Source organism: Burkholderia sp. AU27893, from assembly GCF_002223205.1.
In the GTDB taxonomy this organism is placed as follows: Bacteria; Pseudomonadota; Gammaproteobacteria; order Burkholderiales; family Burkholderiaceae; genus Burkholderia.
Map to the genome: position 1 here is coordinate 1,808,281 of NZ_NKFD01000004.1, position 17,024 is coordinate 1,825,304.

General features: G+C 65.0%; 11 protein-coding genes and 1 tRNA gene. 4 read left to right on the forward strand and 8 right to left on the reverse strand.

The window, feature by feature from the left end; translation table 11 throughout:
• Window positions 1–562: 562 nt before the first annotated feature.
• Window positions 563–2,392, forward strand: a complete 1,830-nt coding sequence (locus CFB47_RS27900; protein WP_089462936.1) for a protease pro-enzyme activation domain-containing protein — start codon at window positions 563–565, stop codon at window positions 2,390–2,392.
• Between the two features lie 450 nt (window positions 2,393–2,842).
• A complete protein-coding gene (locus CFB47_RS27905; protein WP_089462937.1) occupies window positions 2,843–4,546 on the forward strand; it encodes a DUF3300 domain-containing protein in 1,704 nt (567 codons plus the stop codon).
• A 136-nt stretch (window positions 4,547–4,682) separates the two neighbouring features.
• On the opposite strand, the gene CFB47_RS27910 is transcribed toward CFB47_RS27905, so the two are convergent.
• Window positions 4,683–5,333 carry a pyridoxamine 5'-phosphate oxidase family protein gene (locus CFB47_RS27910; RefSeq protein WP_089462938.1) on the reverse strand — a complete coding sequence of 217 codons (651 nt, stop codon included), beginning with the start codon at window positions 5,331–5,333 and terminating at the stop codon, window positions 4,683–4,685.
• 313 nt (window positions 5,334–5,646) lie between these two features.
• On the opposite strand from CFB47_RS27910, the gene CFB47_RS27915 reads away from it, so the two are divergent.
• Window positions 5,647–7,113, forward strand: coding sequence for a PLP-dependent aminotransferase family protein (locus CFB47_RS27915; RefSeq protein WP_089462939.1), 1,467 nt, complete (start codon window positions 5,647–5,649; stop codon window positions 7,111–7,113).
• A gap of 22 nt (window positions 7,114–7,135) precedes the next feature.
• On the opposite strand, the gene CFB47_RS27920 is transcribed toward CFB47_RS27915, so the two are convergent.
• The 7 genes from CFB47_RS27920 to CFB47_RS27950 form a co-directional block, all read right to left on the reverse strand.
• A complete protein-coding gene (locus tag CFB47_RS27920) occupies window positions 7,136–8,686 on the reverse strand; it encodes a phospholipase D family protein (RefSeq protein WP_089462940.1) in 1,551 nt (516 codons plus the stop codon).
• Between the two features lie 260 nt (window positions 8,687–8,946).
• Window positions 8,947–9,022: transfer RNA gene (locus tag CFB47_RS27925), tRNA-Ile, on the reverse strand.
• A 129-nt stretch (window positions 9,023–9,151) separates the two neighbouring features.
• Window positions 9,152–11,572 carry an RNA polymerase sigma factor RpoD gene (rpoD, locus tag CFB47_RS27930; protein WP_089442981.1) on the reverse strand — a complete coding sequence of 807 codons (2,421 nt, stop codon included), beginning with the start codon at window positions 11,570–11,572 and terminating at the stop codon, window positions 9,152–9,154.
• A gap of 88 nt (window positions 11,573–11,660) precedes the next feature.
• On the reverse strand, window positions 11,661–13,535 hold the full coding sequence (gene dnaG / locus CFB47_RS27935; protein WP_089442982.1) for a DNA primase: 1,875 nt from the start codon (window positions 13,533–13,535) through the stop codon (window positions 11,661–11,663).
• A 70-nt stretch (window positions 13,536–13,605) separates the two neighbouring features.
• Window positions 13,606–14,052 carry a GatB/YqeY domain-containing protein gene (locus tag CFB47_RS27940; protein ID WP_039358132.1) on the reverse strand — a complete coding sequence of 149 codons (447 nt, stop codon included), beginning with the start codon at window positions 14,050–14,052 and terminating at the stop codon, window positions 13,606–13,608.
• Window positions 14,053–14,260: 208 nt separating this feature from the next.
• Complete coding sequence (gene rpsU, locus CFB47_RS27945) at window positions 14,261–14,473, reverse strand: 30S ribosomal protein S21 (protein ID WP_006479415.1); 213 nt, start codon at window positions 14,471–14,473, stop codon at window positions 14,261–14,263.
• Between the two features lie 107 nt (window positions 14,474–14,580).
• Window positions 14,581–15,801 (reverse strand): NAD(P)/FAD-dependent oxidoreductase, encoded by a 1,221-nt coding sequence (locus CFB47_RS27950; protein ID WP_089462941.1) that lies wholly within the window; start codon window positions 15,799–15,801, stop codon window positions 14,581–14,583.
• 130 nt (window positions 15,802–15,931) lie between these two features.
• On the opposite strand from CFB47_RS27950, the gene tsaD reads away from it, so the two are divergent.
• Window positions 15,932–16,972 carry a tRNA (adenosine(37)-N6)-threonylcarbamoyltransferase complex transferase subunit TsaD gene (gene tsaD, locus CFB47_RS27955; RefSeq protein ID WP_011355802.1) on the forward strand — a complete coding sequence of 347 codons (1,041 nt, stop codon included), beginning with the start codon at window positions 15,932–15,934 and terminating at the stop codon, window positions 16,970–16,972.
• The last annotated feature ends 52 nt before the right edge of the window (window positions 16,973–17,024 follow it).

A 17,024-nucleotide genomic window follows, 5' to 3' on the forward strand; every position in this document is an offset into this window, starting at 1 on the left:
CGGCCCCGGACATTACAAAATACTGCCAATATTTTCAAAAACATTGCACCTATTCGCTTTAATTTAGTTTCATATAATCAAAAAAAGTTTGACACCTCGCTTTCGTTCTTGATACCGTCCGATGCAAGCAATCTGACGAATTGCTCACTACGCAATCGCTTCCGCTCTACGTTTTTGCTTCCGCCGCACCGCAATGCTCGCCGCCGGCCGCATCGTTCGCGCGCCGACGCATGCAACATCCCGATGCATCTCATTGGACAACTGCCATCCGGCAGCGGGCCGAAGGATCGAATCAAATGAGCAGGACAACGAAACTGTTGCTCTAGCAATCTCGCCCGCGCCCCGTCCGGCGCAGTTGCGTCGTATCGCGGCGCAGCCTTCCCGTTACCGCGTTTTCCGTATTTCGCCCCCGGAGACAAGACACCTTTCCGGATCGGGCGGAAGGCCCTGTCGCGTCCGTGCCATCCGCATGCGTGCGACAGAAATCGGCGGTGCATGACCCGTACCGCTGTCGACCGTTGTTGTTCGTGCTGTTCGATGTTCAACCGGAGGGGTAATTCAAATGAATCAGGTTGCAGACAAGAATCAAAAGCACAATCGCTTCGTCAAACTCGCCTTCGCCGCCGCAGCCGCATCGTTCGGCATGGCGACCGCCCACGCCGCGCCTGCGGCCGGCTGGACGGAAACGCACACCAAGGGCTTCCTGCCGCTCGTGCAGCAGAGCGAAGCCGGTACGGCCGGCGCGCCCGCCGCGAGCACGGCGGCGGCTGCAGCAGCCGCCGTCGAGATGGCGCCGGGCGAGTCGGTGGACATCGTGCTCGGCCTGAACCTGCGCAACGAGGCGCAACTCGACCAGTATCTGCACGACCTGCATACGCCTGGTTCGCCGCACTACCGGCAATTCCTCACGCCGGCGCAGTTCGCGTCGCAATATGCGCCGACCGACCAGCAGGTCGCCTCGGTCGTCGCGCATCTGCGCAAGGCAGGCTTCGTGAACATCGTGGTCGCGCCGAACCGCCTGCTGGTCTCCGCGTCCGGCACCGCCGCCACCATCAAGTCCGCGTTCCGCACGACGCTCAAGCGCTTCACGCGCAACGGCCGCAGCGTCTACGCGAATACCGACGCCGCGCAAGTGCCGAACGCGATCGGCGGCGTCGTGGGTTCGGTGCTGGGCCTGCAGAACGTCGAGCTGATGCACACGGGCGCGGGCAGCCAGCCGCAAGGCAACACCAGCAACCTGACGATTCCGGCCGGCGCATCGGCGGTGCCGCACAACCCGACCGAATTCTCGTCGATCTACGGCGGCGACGGCACGCCGACCGCCTCGCAGACCACCGTCGGCATCATCTCCGAAGGCGACCTGTCGCAGACGGTAAGCGACCTCAATACGTTCGCCGCAAACAACAGTCTCGGCACGATCAGCAGCAGCATCGTGAAGACGGGCCCGTCCGGCAGTTCGTACACCGACACCGACGGCACCGTCGAATGGAACCTCGACAGCCAGTCGATCGTCGGCGCGGCCGGCGGCAGCGTGAAGCAGGTCGTGTTCTACGTCGCGCCGTCGATGACGCTCACGGCGATCACCGCCGCGTACAACAAGGCCGTGACCGACAACGTCGCAAAAGTGATCAACGTATCGCTCGGCGTGTGCGAATCGTCCGCGAACAGCACCGGCTCGCAGGCCACCGACGACACCATCTTCAAGCAGGCAGTCGCGCAGGGGCAGACCTTCTCGGTATCCGCCGGCGATCATGGCGCGTACGAATGTGCGAGCGGCACGCCGTCGCGCTCGACCTACACGGTGAGCGAGCCGGCAACGTCGCCGTACGTGATCGCCGTGGGCGGCACGACGCTGTTCACCAATACGTCGAGCAACGCGTACAACAGCGAGATCGTCTGGAACGATCCGAGCTGGCAGCCGGGCACCGTGTGGTCGACGGGCGGCGGGTACAGCAAGTACGAAGCCGCGCCGTCGTGGCAATCGTCGAGCCTCACGGGATCGACCAAGCGCGCACTGCCTGACGTCGGCTTCGACGCGGACCTGCGCACCGGCGCGATTCTCGTCGTCAACGGCCAGACGTCCAACACGCTGTGGGGCTCGGGCTACCTCAACAACGAAGGCGGCACGAGCCTCGCCGCGCCGATCTTCACGGGCATCTGGGCGCGCTTGCAGTCCGCCAACAACAATGCGCTCGGGTTTCCCGCGTCGAGCTTCTACAAGTACTTCCCGAGCAACGCGGCACTGCTGCACGACGTCACGTCCGGCAACAACGGCAGCGGCACCTACGGCTACAAGGCAAAGGCCGGCTGGGACGCGACGACGGGCTTCGGCAGCGTGAACATCTCGAAGCTGAACACGTTCATCCAGAGCACGTCGGATTTCGCACGCTGATGGATCGATGACTGCCCCGGTTCCGCGTGCGCACCGCAACGCATGCATGGAACCGGATGTGATCGCTTGAACAACCCGTGAGGGCCGCAAGGCCTTTGCGGGTTTTTTGTATTCCGCGCACTCTCGAGGCGCGGCCTCCGGCGCGACGATGCGCTCGCCAACCTTGCAATCGTTGCGCAAGCAACTTTCATGTCCATTACCCGGGCAGCACCCGCCCGCTTACGGACTGCAAGGTACACACTGTTACACAACACGCAGACAACTTCCGCGCGTGTCGTGCGTTTAACTGAATATATCGATTCGTCGCGGGACGACCACGCTGCGAGCACGACCCTGCCGCCGACCCCGGCCGATGCCCCCCGGGCATGCGCTGACTGTCGCGGCACCGTGCTCAAGCCGATCGCGCGGCCCGCGTGACTGCCAACGCCGACACAACGCCGAACGAACCACATGAACCACACACGTGCATACCGCCCCGTCAGAACGCTGCTCGCGTCGTCCCTCATCGTGTCGCTGCTCGGCCTCTCGGCCTGCAACAAGAACGCCGACAGCAGCGCCGCCGCTGCGGCCAGCGACGCGAGCGCGGCCGCCGCAGCCCAGCCCGCTTCGACGCCCGTCGCCTACACGCCGCCGACTGCCGACCAGCTCTACCAGATGGTCGCGCCGATCGCACTGTTCCCCGACAAGCTCGTCGCGCTGGTGCTGGCGGGTGCAACGTACCCGGATCAGGTCACGGCCGCCAATAACTGGGTCATGCAGAACCCGTCGTTGAAGGGACAGCCACTCGCCACCGCCGCCGATACGCAGCCGTGGGATCCGTCCGTCAAGGCATTGACCGCGTTCCCCGCGGTGCTGTCGCAGATGGCGTCGAACCCGGCCTGGACCACGTCGCTCGGCCAGGCGTACTACAACGACCCCACCGACGTGATGAACGCGATCCAGGTGATGCGCCAGCGCGCGCAGACCTCCGGCCATCTCCGCTCGGGCGGCCAGATGCGGGTCACGCAAGTCGCTCAGGCCGCACCGACCGGCTATACGCCGGCCAACGATGCGCCCGTGGTCTACGCCGGGCCGGCGATCGTGCCGCCCCCCGCGCAGGCCATCGAGATCGAATCGGCACAGCCCGACGTCGTCTATGTCCCGTCGTACAACCCGACGGTCGTCTACGGCGAGCCGGTTTCGGCCTACCCCGGCTACGTGTACCGGCCGCCTTCATACAGCACGGGGGAAGTCGTTACCGCCGGCGTGATCACGTTCGGCGTCGGCATCGCCGTCGGCGCCGCGATCTTCGGGCACCACGACTGGGGCTGGCATGCATGGGGCATGAACTGGGGCGCGCCGCGTCCGGAAGGCCCCCGCTGGAACGGCGGCTGGGAGCGCCCGGCCGTGGTGTACAACCACACCACGTACGTGTCGAAGTCGACCACCGTGATCAACAACATCACCAACATCCGCAACACGCGAATCACGAACAACTACGGCGGCAACGTCACCAACAATACGACGAACACGACGATCGAACGCAACACGATGCAGCCGGGTGCGGAGCCCATGCGCGGGCAGGCCATGGAGCAACGCCCGGGCGCCGTGCCGATGACGATGCCGCACTTCGGCGCGAACGATGCACGCCCCGGCGCGCGACCGTCGCCTGGCGCGTTCGCACAGAACCGTGCGAACGAACCGCATGCCGAGGCACCAGCACAGCATGCGCCCGGCGCGATGCGCGAGGAGCGGCAGCAGGCCATGCAGCAGGCGCACGCTGCGCAGGAAAATCGTGCGGCCGCCCAGCAGCAGCAATTGCAGCAGCAACAGCGCAACGAAGCTCAGCAGCAGCGCGAGGCGATGCAACAGCACAACGCCGCGCAGCAGCAGCAACGCGAGGAAATGCAGCAACACAACGCAGCGGAGCAACAGCAGCGCGAGGCGTTGCAGCAACACAATGCGGAGCAGCAACGGCAGCGCGAAGCCATGCAGCAACGCAACGAGACTCAGCAGCAAGTGCACAAAGAGGCGCCGCCGCACAACGAAGCGCAACCGCAGGAACACGCGGCAGCACAGCCGCGGCAACCGGCCCCCGAGCACGCACCCGCACCGCATCCGCACGCTGCGGCGTCGCATCCGCCACACGAGACGCATGAGCATCGCGCCGAGTGAAATACACGCCAGCCGGCAGCGCGGGTTTCGCACTGCCGGCTGGCGAAACCGCGTCTCGTTGGCGTGCGAACCCCGCTCGGCACAATATTTCGCGCGCCACCGTTTTCAGCGAAACCGCACGGCGGTGCCGTGCAACTTACTCCTCCCAGTTCCGGACATAATCCGGCACCGGCGCGCTACCCTCGGCATGGACCGGCGCACCGCGCGTCGTCTTCAGCGGCAGGATCCCCGTCCAGACAGCAAGCGCGAGATCTTCGTCCTTGTCGGACGGCATTGAATCGCTGACTTTTACCGCTGCTTCGGCAAGCGCAATCCGCAGCACGCTGGTCGCATTGAGTTCCTTGTCGTTGCCAGGCCGCGCGTCATGCTTGCGACCGGGCGCGATCTTGTCCATCAATGCATCCAGCGCCGCCAGCTTGTCCGCACTACCCTCCACCATCTCGAACCGCCCGTAGATCACTGCGGACCGGTAATTCATCGAATGGTTGAAGGCCGACCTGGCCAGCACGAGGCCGTCCAGCAACGTCATCGCGACGGAGGCCTGTACACCCGCCGCCAACGCCTTGATCATCCTGCTACCGTTCGACCCATGAATATAGAGGTGATCGCCCCGTCTCCAGTGCGCGGTCGGGATGCAGTGCGTGTCCTCGCCGGAACCGAATGCAATGTGGCACACGTAGGCCTCGTCCACGATGCGATGAAGCATCTCGCGATCGTGGCTTGCCAGCTCCGGTAGGCGGTGAATAGTGGTGCGGGATGTGGGGGAGATGACGGTCTGGTCTTGCATGTTTCGCTTTCCTGTTTGCACGCCCTTGCGCGCATCGAGCGGCCCGCGTTTCGGCAACGCGCAGGCATTCACTCCAAATATATTTGCACTACGAAGTTAATGGCATCGAACGCTACACCTTGCACGCGCGAATGACCGGTCGATCGGCCCATCGACAGTCACTTTCCAAATCGATCAAAATACGCACACGCGCCTATCCGTGACGATCGCTGCACATGCCCGCGCACCGGCCGGCGCCACGGGAACGTGAACGATACGACGCGCATCGGATCTTCAAAAGAACCAGCTCACCAAAAAATTCTGGAACCAGCCCATGGATCTCGCGCTGCTCGTCTCATCGCTTTCCAGACAGGACGGCACGACACGCCACAGCCAGCAGGAAGCCCTGTACCGGAGCCTGCGCAACCTGCTGCTGGACGGGCACATCCCGCCCGGCACGCGACTCGTATCGACGCGCGTGCTCGCGGCCGAGCTGGGCATCGCGCGCAACTCGGCGGTCTATGCGTACGAGCGCCTTGCCGAGGAAGGCTTCGTGGCGGCCACGCGCAACGGGACGATCACGCGATGGGACGGGTGCGGCCGTTCCAGCACCGGGCCCGAACGCGGCCCCGCCCCGGTTCGATTGGCCGAGCGCGTGCACGGGCTGGAGAACGCCGATCCCGAACCCGAACGCATGCTGCCGTTCGTTCCCGGCCTCCCTTCGCTCGATGAATTCCCCGTCACCCAGTGGCGCCGTTGCATCGAGCGCGCGTGGAAAGTCATCAAGCCCGCGCAGCTCGCCTACGGCCCGGTCGAAGGGCTGCCCGAGTTGCGGCGTGCCGTGGCCGCCTACATCCGGGTCTCGCGCGGCGTGCGCTGCGAAACAGGCCAGGTATTCATCACCGACGGCACGCAAAGCAGCCTCGAACTGTGCGCGCGCATGCTCGCGAATCCCGGTGAATATGGCTGGCTCGAGAACCCCTGCTACAACGGCGCCCGAACCGCATTCCGGTCGACCGGCCTGGAGCTCGTGCCGATCGAGGTCGACCATGAAGGCATGGCGCCAACCGACGAACAGTGGCGCACCCGCCCGCCCCGGCTGATCTATACGACACCGTCGCACCAATACCCGCTCGGCGCGCTGATGAGCCCCCGTCGGCGCGCGGCGCTCGTCGAGCACGCACGTGCGTGCGGCGCGTGGATCATCGAGGACGATTACGACAGCGAGTTCCGCCTCGGCGGCCAGCCGCTGCCCGCGATCCAGGGTCTCGACGCCGACGCACCGGTCTGCTATCTCGGCACCTTCAGCAAGACGATGTTTCCCGCCCTCCGGCTTGGCTTCATGGTGGTACCACCGACGCTGGTCGACCGCTTCACCCGCACGCTGCGCGAACTCGTCCATCGCGGCCACTCGGCCGATCAACTGGCGATGGCCGAATTCATCGATACCGGCCTTTTTGCACGACACCTGCGCAGGATGAGGACGCTGTACGCCGAGCGGCGGAGCAGCCTCGAAGCCGCACTCGCCCGTCACCTCGGCGCCGTGCTGAGCGTTCGCGAAAGCCCGGGCGGCATGCATCTGTCGGCCGATCTCGCGATGCCGCTGCACGATACCGACGTCGCCCGCGCCGCAGCCGCGCATGGCCTGCTGCTTCAGCCGCTGAGCAGCTACCGGGTCGGCGACGGACGGCCGTACAACGGCTTCGTGCTCGGATACTCGGGGCTGAGCGACACGACGATCGAGACCGCGACGAGGCAGCTCGCGGCCGTCATCGAGCAGCACGGCCGCACGCGTTGCTGAGTGTCGCGCGCGGCATCGTTGCTCACAGTTGCGACTCGAGCGGAAACAGCCCGAGGAACCAGACTTCCATCCGCCGCGCGGTAGACACTTCCGGTTCGTGATCGCGCTCGGTGACCTTCCCGTCCGAATCGGTCTGAATCCACTTGAGCTGCCCTTTGCCCGCCGGATCGGTCCTCAGCTCGACCCGCCACGCGATCCGATCGAGCCGTGCCTCCAGATCGTTGGCCACCTGCGACGCAATCGCCGGACTCTCGCAGTAAACGCCGATTTCCGTATTGAGATTCAGCGAACGCGGATCGAGATTCATCGACCCGATGAAAATGCTCTTGTGATCGAACACGTAGGTCTTTGCATGCAACGACGCACGCGACGACCCGATGATGACCTGCTTCGAGATACTCTTGTCACCCGATGGCCGCCGCTCGTAAAGCCGCACGCCGGCCGCCACGAGATCGCTTCGGTAGCGCCGGTAGCCCGCATGCACGGCCGCCACGTCGGTCGACGCAAGCGAGTTGGTCAGTACCGTCACACGCACACCGCGCGCCGTGAGCGCGCGCAGCCGCTCGACGACCTCCTTGCCCGGCACGAAGTACGGCGACACGATCAGCAGGTCATGTTCGGGCTGCAACGCGAGCGCCCGCAATTGCGGCATCAGGTGCCCGTCGCTGTCCTTCGGCGCGTGTGCGATCTTCGACGGATCGTCGTACAGCACCGTCGCGTGCCCCCATGACAGTTCGGTGCCCTGCCCATGAACGATCTGGTCGAGCCGCTGCCTGGCCTCGAGCACGTACGGATTGTCTTCCATGGCCCTCAGGTAGTCGCGCAACCGTTCGCGCTCGCGATCCAGCCCGCCAGGCGCCGCATCATGCCCGACTAGCGCGCTGATCGGATACGCATACGGGGAATTCCAGAACGTATCGAATTCGGTCGAGATGTCCTTCACGACCGGGCCGTGAACGACAACGTCGAGATCGCCAAACTCCAGCATCGACGATGCGCCGAAATACTCGTCGCCGATATTGCGGCCACCGACGATCGCTGCCTGGTTGTCCGCGATCATCGCCTTGTTGTGCATGCGCCGGTTGATGCGCGAGAACTCGAACACGGTGCCGATCTTCTTGAACCGGCGCGTGGCAACCGGGTTGAAGAGCCGGATCTCGATGTTCGGATGTGAACTGATCTCGAGCAGCTTGCGGTCGTCCGCGTTCGTGCCGAGGTCGTCGAGCAGCGCACGCACGCGCACGCCGCGATCGGCCGCGCGGATGATCGCGTCGGCCAGCTCGTGCCCGGTCAGGTCGTCATGCCAGATGTAGTACTGAAGGTCGAGCGAGCGGTCCGCGCGATCGGCGAGCAACACGCGCGCATCCAGCGCATCGACCGGATCGGTCAGCAGATGAAACGCGTCCTGCCCCGGATGCGCACTGGCCTGCTTCTGGAACGCGACGCCCAGCCGCGTGTTGTCCGTATCGGTGTACGCGTGCGTCGGCACGCGCTCGGCCTGCGGGGGCAGGCTCGCGCATGCAACGAGTGCCAGCAACGAAAGAAGCGCACCCCACGAACGCAGCATGGTCATGATTGCCGTCCCACTCCCGGCCGAAATCTGTTTATTCTTGCCGCCGGATGGATCGCGGGGCTGTTGGGTTTTCCTTCGGCCGCAACCGGTGTCGCGCGTGGAACGGCCGCGCTACAGCATACTTCGATTGACGGCGGCGCGACACTTTCTCGGTACTTTCCTGATTACGACACTCGTCTCGCATCCGCACAAAGAAAAACCCGCGACGCATGAAGCCATCGCGGGTTTTCGGCATGCTGCGCGAACGCGCACATGAAATCTGGTGGGCCCGGCGGGGTTCGAACCCGCGACCAATCGATTATGAGTCGACTGCTCTAACCGCTGAGCTACAAGCCCTGATGAGAAGCGAAGCGTGTCACACGCTACCCCGACGAAGAAGCCGGGCCGGCATTGTAACAACAAAGAAGAGAAACGCCACCGGCATCACGCGGATACCGGCGGCGTTCGCAGGAGAGACGCTGGAAATCAGTTCCCTTCGAGGAACGACTTCAGCTTGTCGGAACGGCTAGGGTGACGCAGCTTGCGCAGCGCCTTGGCCTCGATCTGACGGATCCGCTCACGCGTGACGTCGAACTGCTTGCCGACTTCCTCGAGCGTGTGATCGGTGCTCATCTCGATACCGAAGCGCATCCGCAGCACCTTCGCCTCGCGCGGCGTCAGCGAATCGAGCACGTCCTTCACGACGTCGCGCATGCTCGCATGCAGCGCGGCATCCGCCGGCGCGACCGTGTTGGTGTCTTCGATGAAGTCGCCGAGATGGGAATCGTCGTCGTCACCGATCGGCGTTTCCATCGAGATCGGCTCCTTCGCGATCTTCATGATCTTGCGGATCTTGTCTTCCGGCATCTCCATCTTCTCGGCGAGCGTGGCCGGATCCGGCTCGAGACCGGTTTCCTGCAGGATCTGCCGCGAGATGCGGTTCATCTTGTTGATCGTCTCGATCATGTGAACCGGAATACGGATCGTGCGCGCCTGGTCCGCGATCGAGCGCGTGATGGCCTGACGGATCCACCACGTCGCATAGGTCGAGAACTTGTAGCCACGACGGTATTCGAACTTGTCCACTGCCTTCATCAGGCCGATGTTGCCTTCCTGGATCAGGTCGAGGAACTGCAGGCCGCGGTTCGTGTACTTCTTCGCGATCGAGATCACGAGACGCAGGTTCGCCTCGGTCATTTCACGCTTCGCCTGGCGCGCCTTCAGTTCGCCGGCCGCCATCTGGCGGTTGGTTTCCTTCAGGTCCTTCAGCGGCAGCACGACGCGCGCCTGCAGGTCGAGCAGGCGCTGCTGCTGTTCGCGGATCGCCGGGATGTTACGCGACAGCACCGCGCTGTACGAATGGCCTTCCGCCATGATCTTCTCGGCCCAGTCGAGATCGGTCTCGCTGCCCGGGAAGCGCGCGATGAATTCGGAACGCGGCATGCCGCACTTGTCGACGACGATGTGCAGGATCTGGCGTTCGACCTGACGCACTTCGTCCACCTGCGCACGCAGCGTGTCGCACAGGCGCTCGACGGTACGCGCGGTGAAGCGGATCGTCATCAGTTCGCTCTGGATCGTTTCCTGCGCCTTCAGGTAGGCCTTCGACTTGTAGCCTTCCTTTTCGAACGCGCGGCGCATCTTGTCGAACCACTCGCTGATCTGCGAGAACTTCTCGAGCGACGCACGCTTGAGGGCTTCGAGCTGGGCGGCGTTGGCCGATGCCTGCGCGGCACCGTCATCTTCCTCCTCTTCCTCTTCTTCCTCTTCCTCTTCGGCTTCCTCATCCTCGTTCTCGATGGCTTCCGCTTCCTTCGCGGAGAAGCCGTCGGTATCGGCGGAGTCCGAAGCATTCGGATCGAGCAGGCCGTCGACGAGCTCGTCGACGCGGATCTCTTCGTTCGCGACGCGTTCGGCCATCGCGAGGATGTCGGCGATCGTCGTCGGGCACGCGGAGATGGCCATCACCATGTGACGCAGGCCGTCCTCGATCCGCTTCGCGATCTCGATTTCGCCTTCGCGCGTGAGCAGCTCGACCGTGCCCATTTCACGCATGTACATCCGGACCGGATCGGTCGTGCGGCCGAATTCGGAATCGACGGTGGAGAGCGCGACTTCCGCTTCCTCTTCGACTTCATCGTCCGACGACGCGGCAGGCGCGTTGTCGTTCAGGAGCAGCGTTTCCGCGTCCGGCGCCTGCTCGTAGACCGCCACGCCCATGTCGTTGAACGTGCCGATGATGCCCTCGAGGGCTTCGGTCTCGGTGAAGTTGTCCGGCAGGTGGTCGTTGATTTCGGCGTACGTCAGGAAGCCGCGCTCCTTGCCGAGCTTGATCAGCGCGCGCAGTTTCACGCGGCGCTCTTCGAGCTCCTCGGCCGTACCCGGCGTGCTCGTCGCGAACGCTTCCTTCAGCAGCGCCTTTTCCTTGGCGCGACGATCGCGCACCTTGGATTTGCCCGGTGCAGCCGCCGCTGCTGCGGGCTGCTCGTCGCTCTGATTTGCGTCGTCTTCGACGGATACTTCGTTCAGCTTTTTGGTCATGGAGTTCGCCGTACCGGCTATATCGACTCGCGGCTGCTGGACGACAGCCGGTTGAACCGTGGGTGCATGAGTAGTACGTACTGCCGTTTCGTCCGCGGCGGCAGTCGTGTCCCTTGCGCTTTTCGCACTTGCCCGCTTCGCCGCCGGCTTGGCCGGCCCGGAGTCGGGTCTGGCGGCAGCCCGTGTTCTGGCTGCCGGCGCCGGCGCAGCCTGAGCAGTGCCGGCCGCGGTTTTCTTTCCTGCCGGGGCTGACGTGGCTGAAGACGTTGTCCTGGTGGAAGAAGCAGACTTGGCCGCTGTGACCTTTTTGGTCGGCTCCGTCGAGCCCTTGCCTGTTGCTTTCTTTCCGCCTGTCGTCTTTGCCATCGCGATTCTCGCCTCTGCTTAGAAAACAAACCGCTGGAAACCTTATATTATAGCACGCTGGGGAGCCCTCTCTAAGCTCTCCAGCCGCCTACAGCCCGAGCCGACGCTTCATGTCGGTCCGCTGCTGGTTCAATTCCGTCAATTCGGCCAATTCCTCGGGTGTGAAGGCAGATTGCCGCGCCAGCCTGTCAAGCCGGTCGCAGCAGGCGTCGTAACGCATCTTGAGCACCGCTGCCTGCAGTTCCTCCCCCGCGATCCGTTCCTGTTCACGCTGCCGCTCGGGCACCGTCTCGTCTTCCGGATTCTGTAACAGCAAGTCACGGACGTTTTCATCATAGTCCAGAATTTCGCGGAAGATTTCCTCGTAAGTCGCTCCATTCGAGGACGTCCGCAGGACATCCGACAGCAGCCGGAACTCCGCGCCTTCGCCCAGCGCGCGCGCATGATCGACGACTTCCGCGAACAGCTCGCCGATGCGCGGCAATGCGCGCAAGGTCGCCAGTTGCTCATCGTCGAGCTGCGACGCGATGCGCGGATGCATCACCAGCGTGCGCAATGCCCGCTTCTCACTGTCCGTCACGCGGCGCCGCTCGCTGCGCGGGGGCGCCTGGCGCGGCGGTGCCGCGATCCGCGTGTCGACGTCGGACAGCGCCGCGACCTCTTCGAACGGGATGTCGAGGCGGTCGGCGAACATGTGCATGATCTGCGCGCGCAACGCGTTCGCGGGCAGCGCCTGCAACAACGGCTTCGCATCGAACAGCGCCTTCGCGCGGCCTTCCGGCTGATCGAGCGCCTTGCCGGCAATTGCTTCGTTCAGCAAAAATTGCGACAACGGCATCGCGCGCTCGATCTGCTCGGAGAACGCCGCCTCGCCGAACTCGCGTACATAGCTGTCCGGATCGTGCTCGGCCGGCAGAAAAAGGAACCGGATCGTGCGGTTGTCCCCCGCATGCGGCAGGCAGGCCTCGAGCGCGCGCCGGGCCGCGCGCCGCCCGGCCGAATCGCCGTCGAAGCTGAAAATGACCGTATCGGTCTGGCGCAGCAGCTTCTGCACGTGAATCGGCGTGCACGCGGTACCGAGCGTCGCGACCGCGTTCGGGAACCCGAGCTGGGCGAGCGCGACGACATCCATGTAGCCTTCGACGACCAGCACGTACTTGCGCTCGCGAATCGCGAGCCGCGCCTCGAACAGGCCGTACAGCTCGCTACCCTTGTTGAACAGCGGGGTTTCAGGCGAATTCAGGTACTTCGGCTCGCCGCTGCCGAGCACGCGCCCGCCGAAGCCGATCACCTGCCCCTTCACGTTACGGATCGGGAACATGATCCGCTCGCGGAACCGGTCGTAGCGGCGCGCGACGCCCTGCGCATCGGTCTTCTCGCTGACGATCACGAGCCCCGACTCGACGAGCGACTCGTCGCGATAATCAGGGAACGCGGCCTCGAGGTTCTGCCAGCCGTCCGGCGCATAACCGAGCCCGAAGCGCGCGGCAATCTCGCCGGTCAGGCCCCGGTTCTTCAGGTACTGGATCGCGACGGTCGCGCCGCGCAACTGCTTGCGGTAGTAGTCGCATGCAGCGGTCATCGCATCGGACAACGCGGTTGCGACCGATTTCGACACGGGCGCCGGATAGTCACCGCCACCGCCGCCCCCACCGCCACCACGCATCGACGGCTCGTGCGGCACGGTCAGCCCGACGGACTGCGCGAGATCCTGCACGGCCTCCGGGAATGTGAGCCCCGCGTGTTCCATCAGGAAGCCGATCGCCGTGCCGTGAGCCCCGCAACCGAAGCAGTGATAGAACTGCTTGGTCGGGCTGACGGTAAACGACGGACTCTTCTCGTTATGGAACGGGCACAGCCCCATGAAATTGGCGCCGCCCTTCTTGAGCTGCACGTACTTGCCCACCACGTCGACGATATCGACGCGGTTCAGCAAGTCCTGCAGGAACGAATGCGGAATCACCGTGGGATCGAGCGAAAAAAGACAATACGACACCCCGACGCACGCATCGCGCGCGCCGGGGAAACCGGTGTTACTTCGTGAGCGCGGCCTTGACCAGCGCGGAAATGGCCGTCATGTCGGCGCGGCCGGCGAGCTTGCCCTTCAGCACGCCCATCACCTTGCCCATGTCCTGCGGGCCGGCGGCGCCCGTCTGCGCGACCGCTGCCTGGACTTCGGCGGCCACCTCGGCCTCCGACAGCTGCTCGGGCATGTAGCCGCTCAGCACGACCAGTTCGGCCTGCTCCTTCGCGACGAGATCGTCACGGCTGGCGGCCTGGAACTGGCTGATCGAATCCTTGCGCTGCTTGATCATCTTGTCGATCACGGCCGTGATGCCCGCATCGTCGAGGGTGATCTGATCGTCGACTTCGCGCTGCTTGATCGCGGCCATCAGCAGGCGAATCGTTGCCAGACGCTCGCTTTCCTTCGCGCGCATCGCGGCCTTCATGTCTTCGCTGATCTGCTCTTTCAAACTCATCTTTCACCCGGGAAGGAAACGTGAATCCGACGCCCGGCAAGGGCGTCAACACAAAAACCCGCTTGGGACAATGTCTCAAGCGGGTTGCTCGAATCCGGCATCGGCGGCTCGCCTGATCGGTCGCACGATCATGCACGATCTTTCGCGATCACCTGATCGCACGGAGTCGCCGGTGCGCCGCTCAGCGAACCGCGCGGCGCCCAATCGTTCAGTACAGCTTCTTCGGCAGTGTCTGGCTGCGGATGCGCTTGTAATGACGCTTCACTGCAGCAGCCTTCTTGCGCTTGCGCTCCGCGGTCGGCTTCTCGTAAAACTCGCGCGCCCGAAGCTCGGTCAGCAGACCGTTCTTCTCGATCGTGCGCTTGAAGCGACGCATTGCAACTTCGAACGGCTCGTTCTCTTTAACGCGAATGATCGTCATGATCCGACACGAATAAAGGTTTGCAAGGAAAGACTACCGAGTATAGCAGAGCGATTGCCTAAAGGCACGGGGACGGGTCCCGTCAAAATGGCGTCGCCCCGGCGCCGTCAGGCGCCGCGCGAATACTCGGCCGCCGCCTGTCCGGCCGCCGTGCCCGACGCCCACGCCCACTGGAAGTTGTAGCCGCCGAGCCAGCCCGTCACGTCCACCGCCTCCCCGACGAAGAACAGCCCCGGTACGCGCGCGCTCATCATCGTCGCCGACGATAGATCACGCGTATCGACCCCACCCTTCGTCACTTCGGCCTTCTTGTAGCCCTCGGTGCCGTTCGGCGTGAGCGTCCAGCCGGACAGTGCGTCGCCGATCTGGCGCAGCGTCTTGTCGGGCAGGTCCGCGAGCCGCGCGTCGGCCGCGACGCGATGCGTGTCGAGCCACGCATGCGCGAGGCGCGACGGCACCCAGTCCGCGAGCAGCGAACCGATCTGGCGCTTCGACGTGCGCTTCGCGTCGAGCAGGTCGGCCACCGTATCGCGCTGCGGCAACAGATCGACGCGAATCGGGTCGCCGGGCTGCCAGTAACTCGAGATCTGCAGGATCCCGGGCCCGGACAGGCCGCGATGGGTCAGCAGCAGGTCCTCGACGAATTCGCCGCCGCGCTTCCTGTCGCCGGTCGAGACGCGCACTTCGAGCGATACGCCGGACAACGCCGCGAACGGCTCCCAGTCCTGCTGCGCGAACGTCAACGGCACGAGCGCGGGCCGCGTATCGATGAGCTTGTGACCGAACTGCTTGGCGATCCGGTAGCCGAAGTCGGTCGCGCCGATCTTCGGGATCGACAGGCCGCCGGTCGCGATGATCAGTGCGCGCGCACCGATCGTCCCCGCCTGCTGCGTGTCGAGCGTGAAGCCGTCGGACGGCGCGTGGCGCACCGCGTCGACGACCACGGGCCGGCGCCACGCGATACCGCCCGCGTCGCACTCGTGCTTCAACACGTCGATGATCGCGTCGCTGCCGTGGTCGCAAAAGAGCTGGCCCTTGTGCTTTTCGTGCCAGGTCACGTGATGGCGCTTGAGCAGCCCGAGGAAGTCGCGCGGCGTATAACGCGCCAGCGCCGAGCGCGCGAAATGCGGATTCGACGACAGATAGTTGTCGGGGCCGGCGTACAGGTTCGTGAAGTTGCAGCGGCCGCCACCCGAGATGCGGATCTTCTCGGCGAGCCGCGGCGCGTGATCGATCAGCACGACGCGGCGGCCGAGTTGCCCGGCAACCGCGGCGCTCATCATTCCGGCGGCGCCCGCGCCGATCACGGCGATGTCATAAGTTTCCATGGCGCGGATTGTACCTGCCCGGCATCCGGCCCGGGCCGCTGCCAGCGGCGACAGGCCCTCGCCTGCTATACTTTCCGGTTACGTTGACCTTCCCGCGGCGCGCCCGATACGGCGTGCCCTGCCCGTACCCATGCTCGTTCTCGGCATCGAAAGCTCCTGCGACGAAACCGGCCTCGCGCTTTACGACACGCAGCGCGGCCTGCTCGCGCACGCGCTCCACTCGCAGATCGCCATGCACCGCGAATACGGCGGCGTCGTGCCCGAGCTCGCATCGCGCGACCACATCCGCCGCGCGCTGCCGCTGCTCGAGGAAGTGATGGCGCAAAGCGGCACGCGCCGCGACGACATCGACGCGATCGCGTTCACGCAGGGCCCCGGCCTCGCCGGCGCGCTGCTGGTCGGCGCGAGCATCGCGAATGCGCTCGCGCTCGCCTGGAACAAGCCGACCGTCGGCATCCATCACCTCGAAGGCCACCTGCTGTCGCCGCTGCTCGTCGACCAGCCGCCGCCGTTCCCGTTCGTCGCGCTGCTGGTGTCCGGCGGCCACACGCAATTGATGCGCGTGACCGACGTCGGCGTCTACGAGACGCTCGGCGAAACGCTCGACGACGCGGCCGGCGAAGCATTCGACAAGACGGCCAAGCTGATCGGCCTCGGCTACCCGGGCGGCCCGGAAGTATCGAAGCTCGCCGAGACCGGCACGCCGGGCGCGGTCGTGCTGCCGCGCCCGATGCTGCATTCGGGCGACCTCGACTTCAGCTTCAGCGGCCTGAAGACGGCCGTACTCACGCAGATGAAGAAGTTCGAAGCAGCCAAGCTCGAAGGTGAAGCACTCGAACGCGCGAAGGCCGACCTTGCGCGCGGCTTCGTCGACGCGGCCGTCGACGTGCTCGTCGCCAAGTCGCTCGCCGCACTGAAGAAGACAAAGCTCAAGCGCCTCGTGGTCGCGGGCGGTGTCGGCGCGAACCGCCAGCTACGCGCGGCACTGTCGGCCGCCGCGGCCAAGCGCGGCTTCGATGTGCATTACCCCGATCTCGCGCTCTGCACCGACAACGGCGCGATGATCGCGCTCGCAGGCGCGTTGCGGCTCGGCCGCTGGCCCGAGCAGGCGAATGCCGACTACGCATTCACGGTGAAGCCGCGCTGGGATCTCGCGTCGCTCGCGCGCTGAGCTGCGCCACGCACGCGACGCAACGTCGCACCGGCAAACAGAAAGGCCGCTC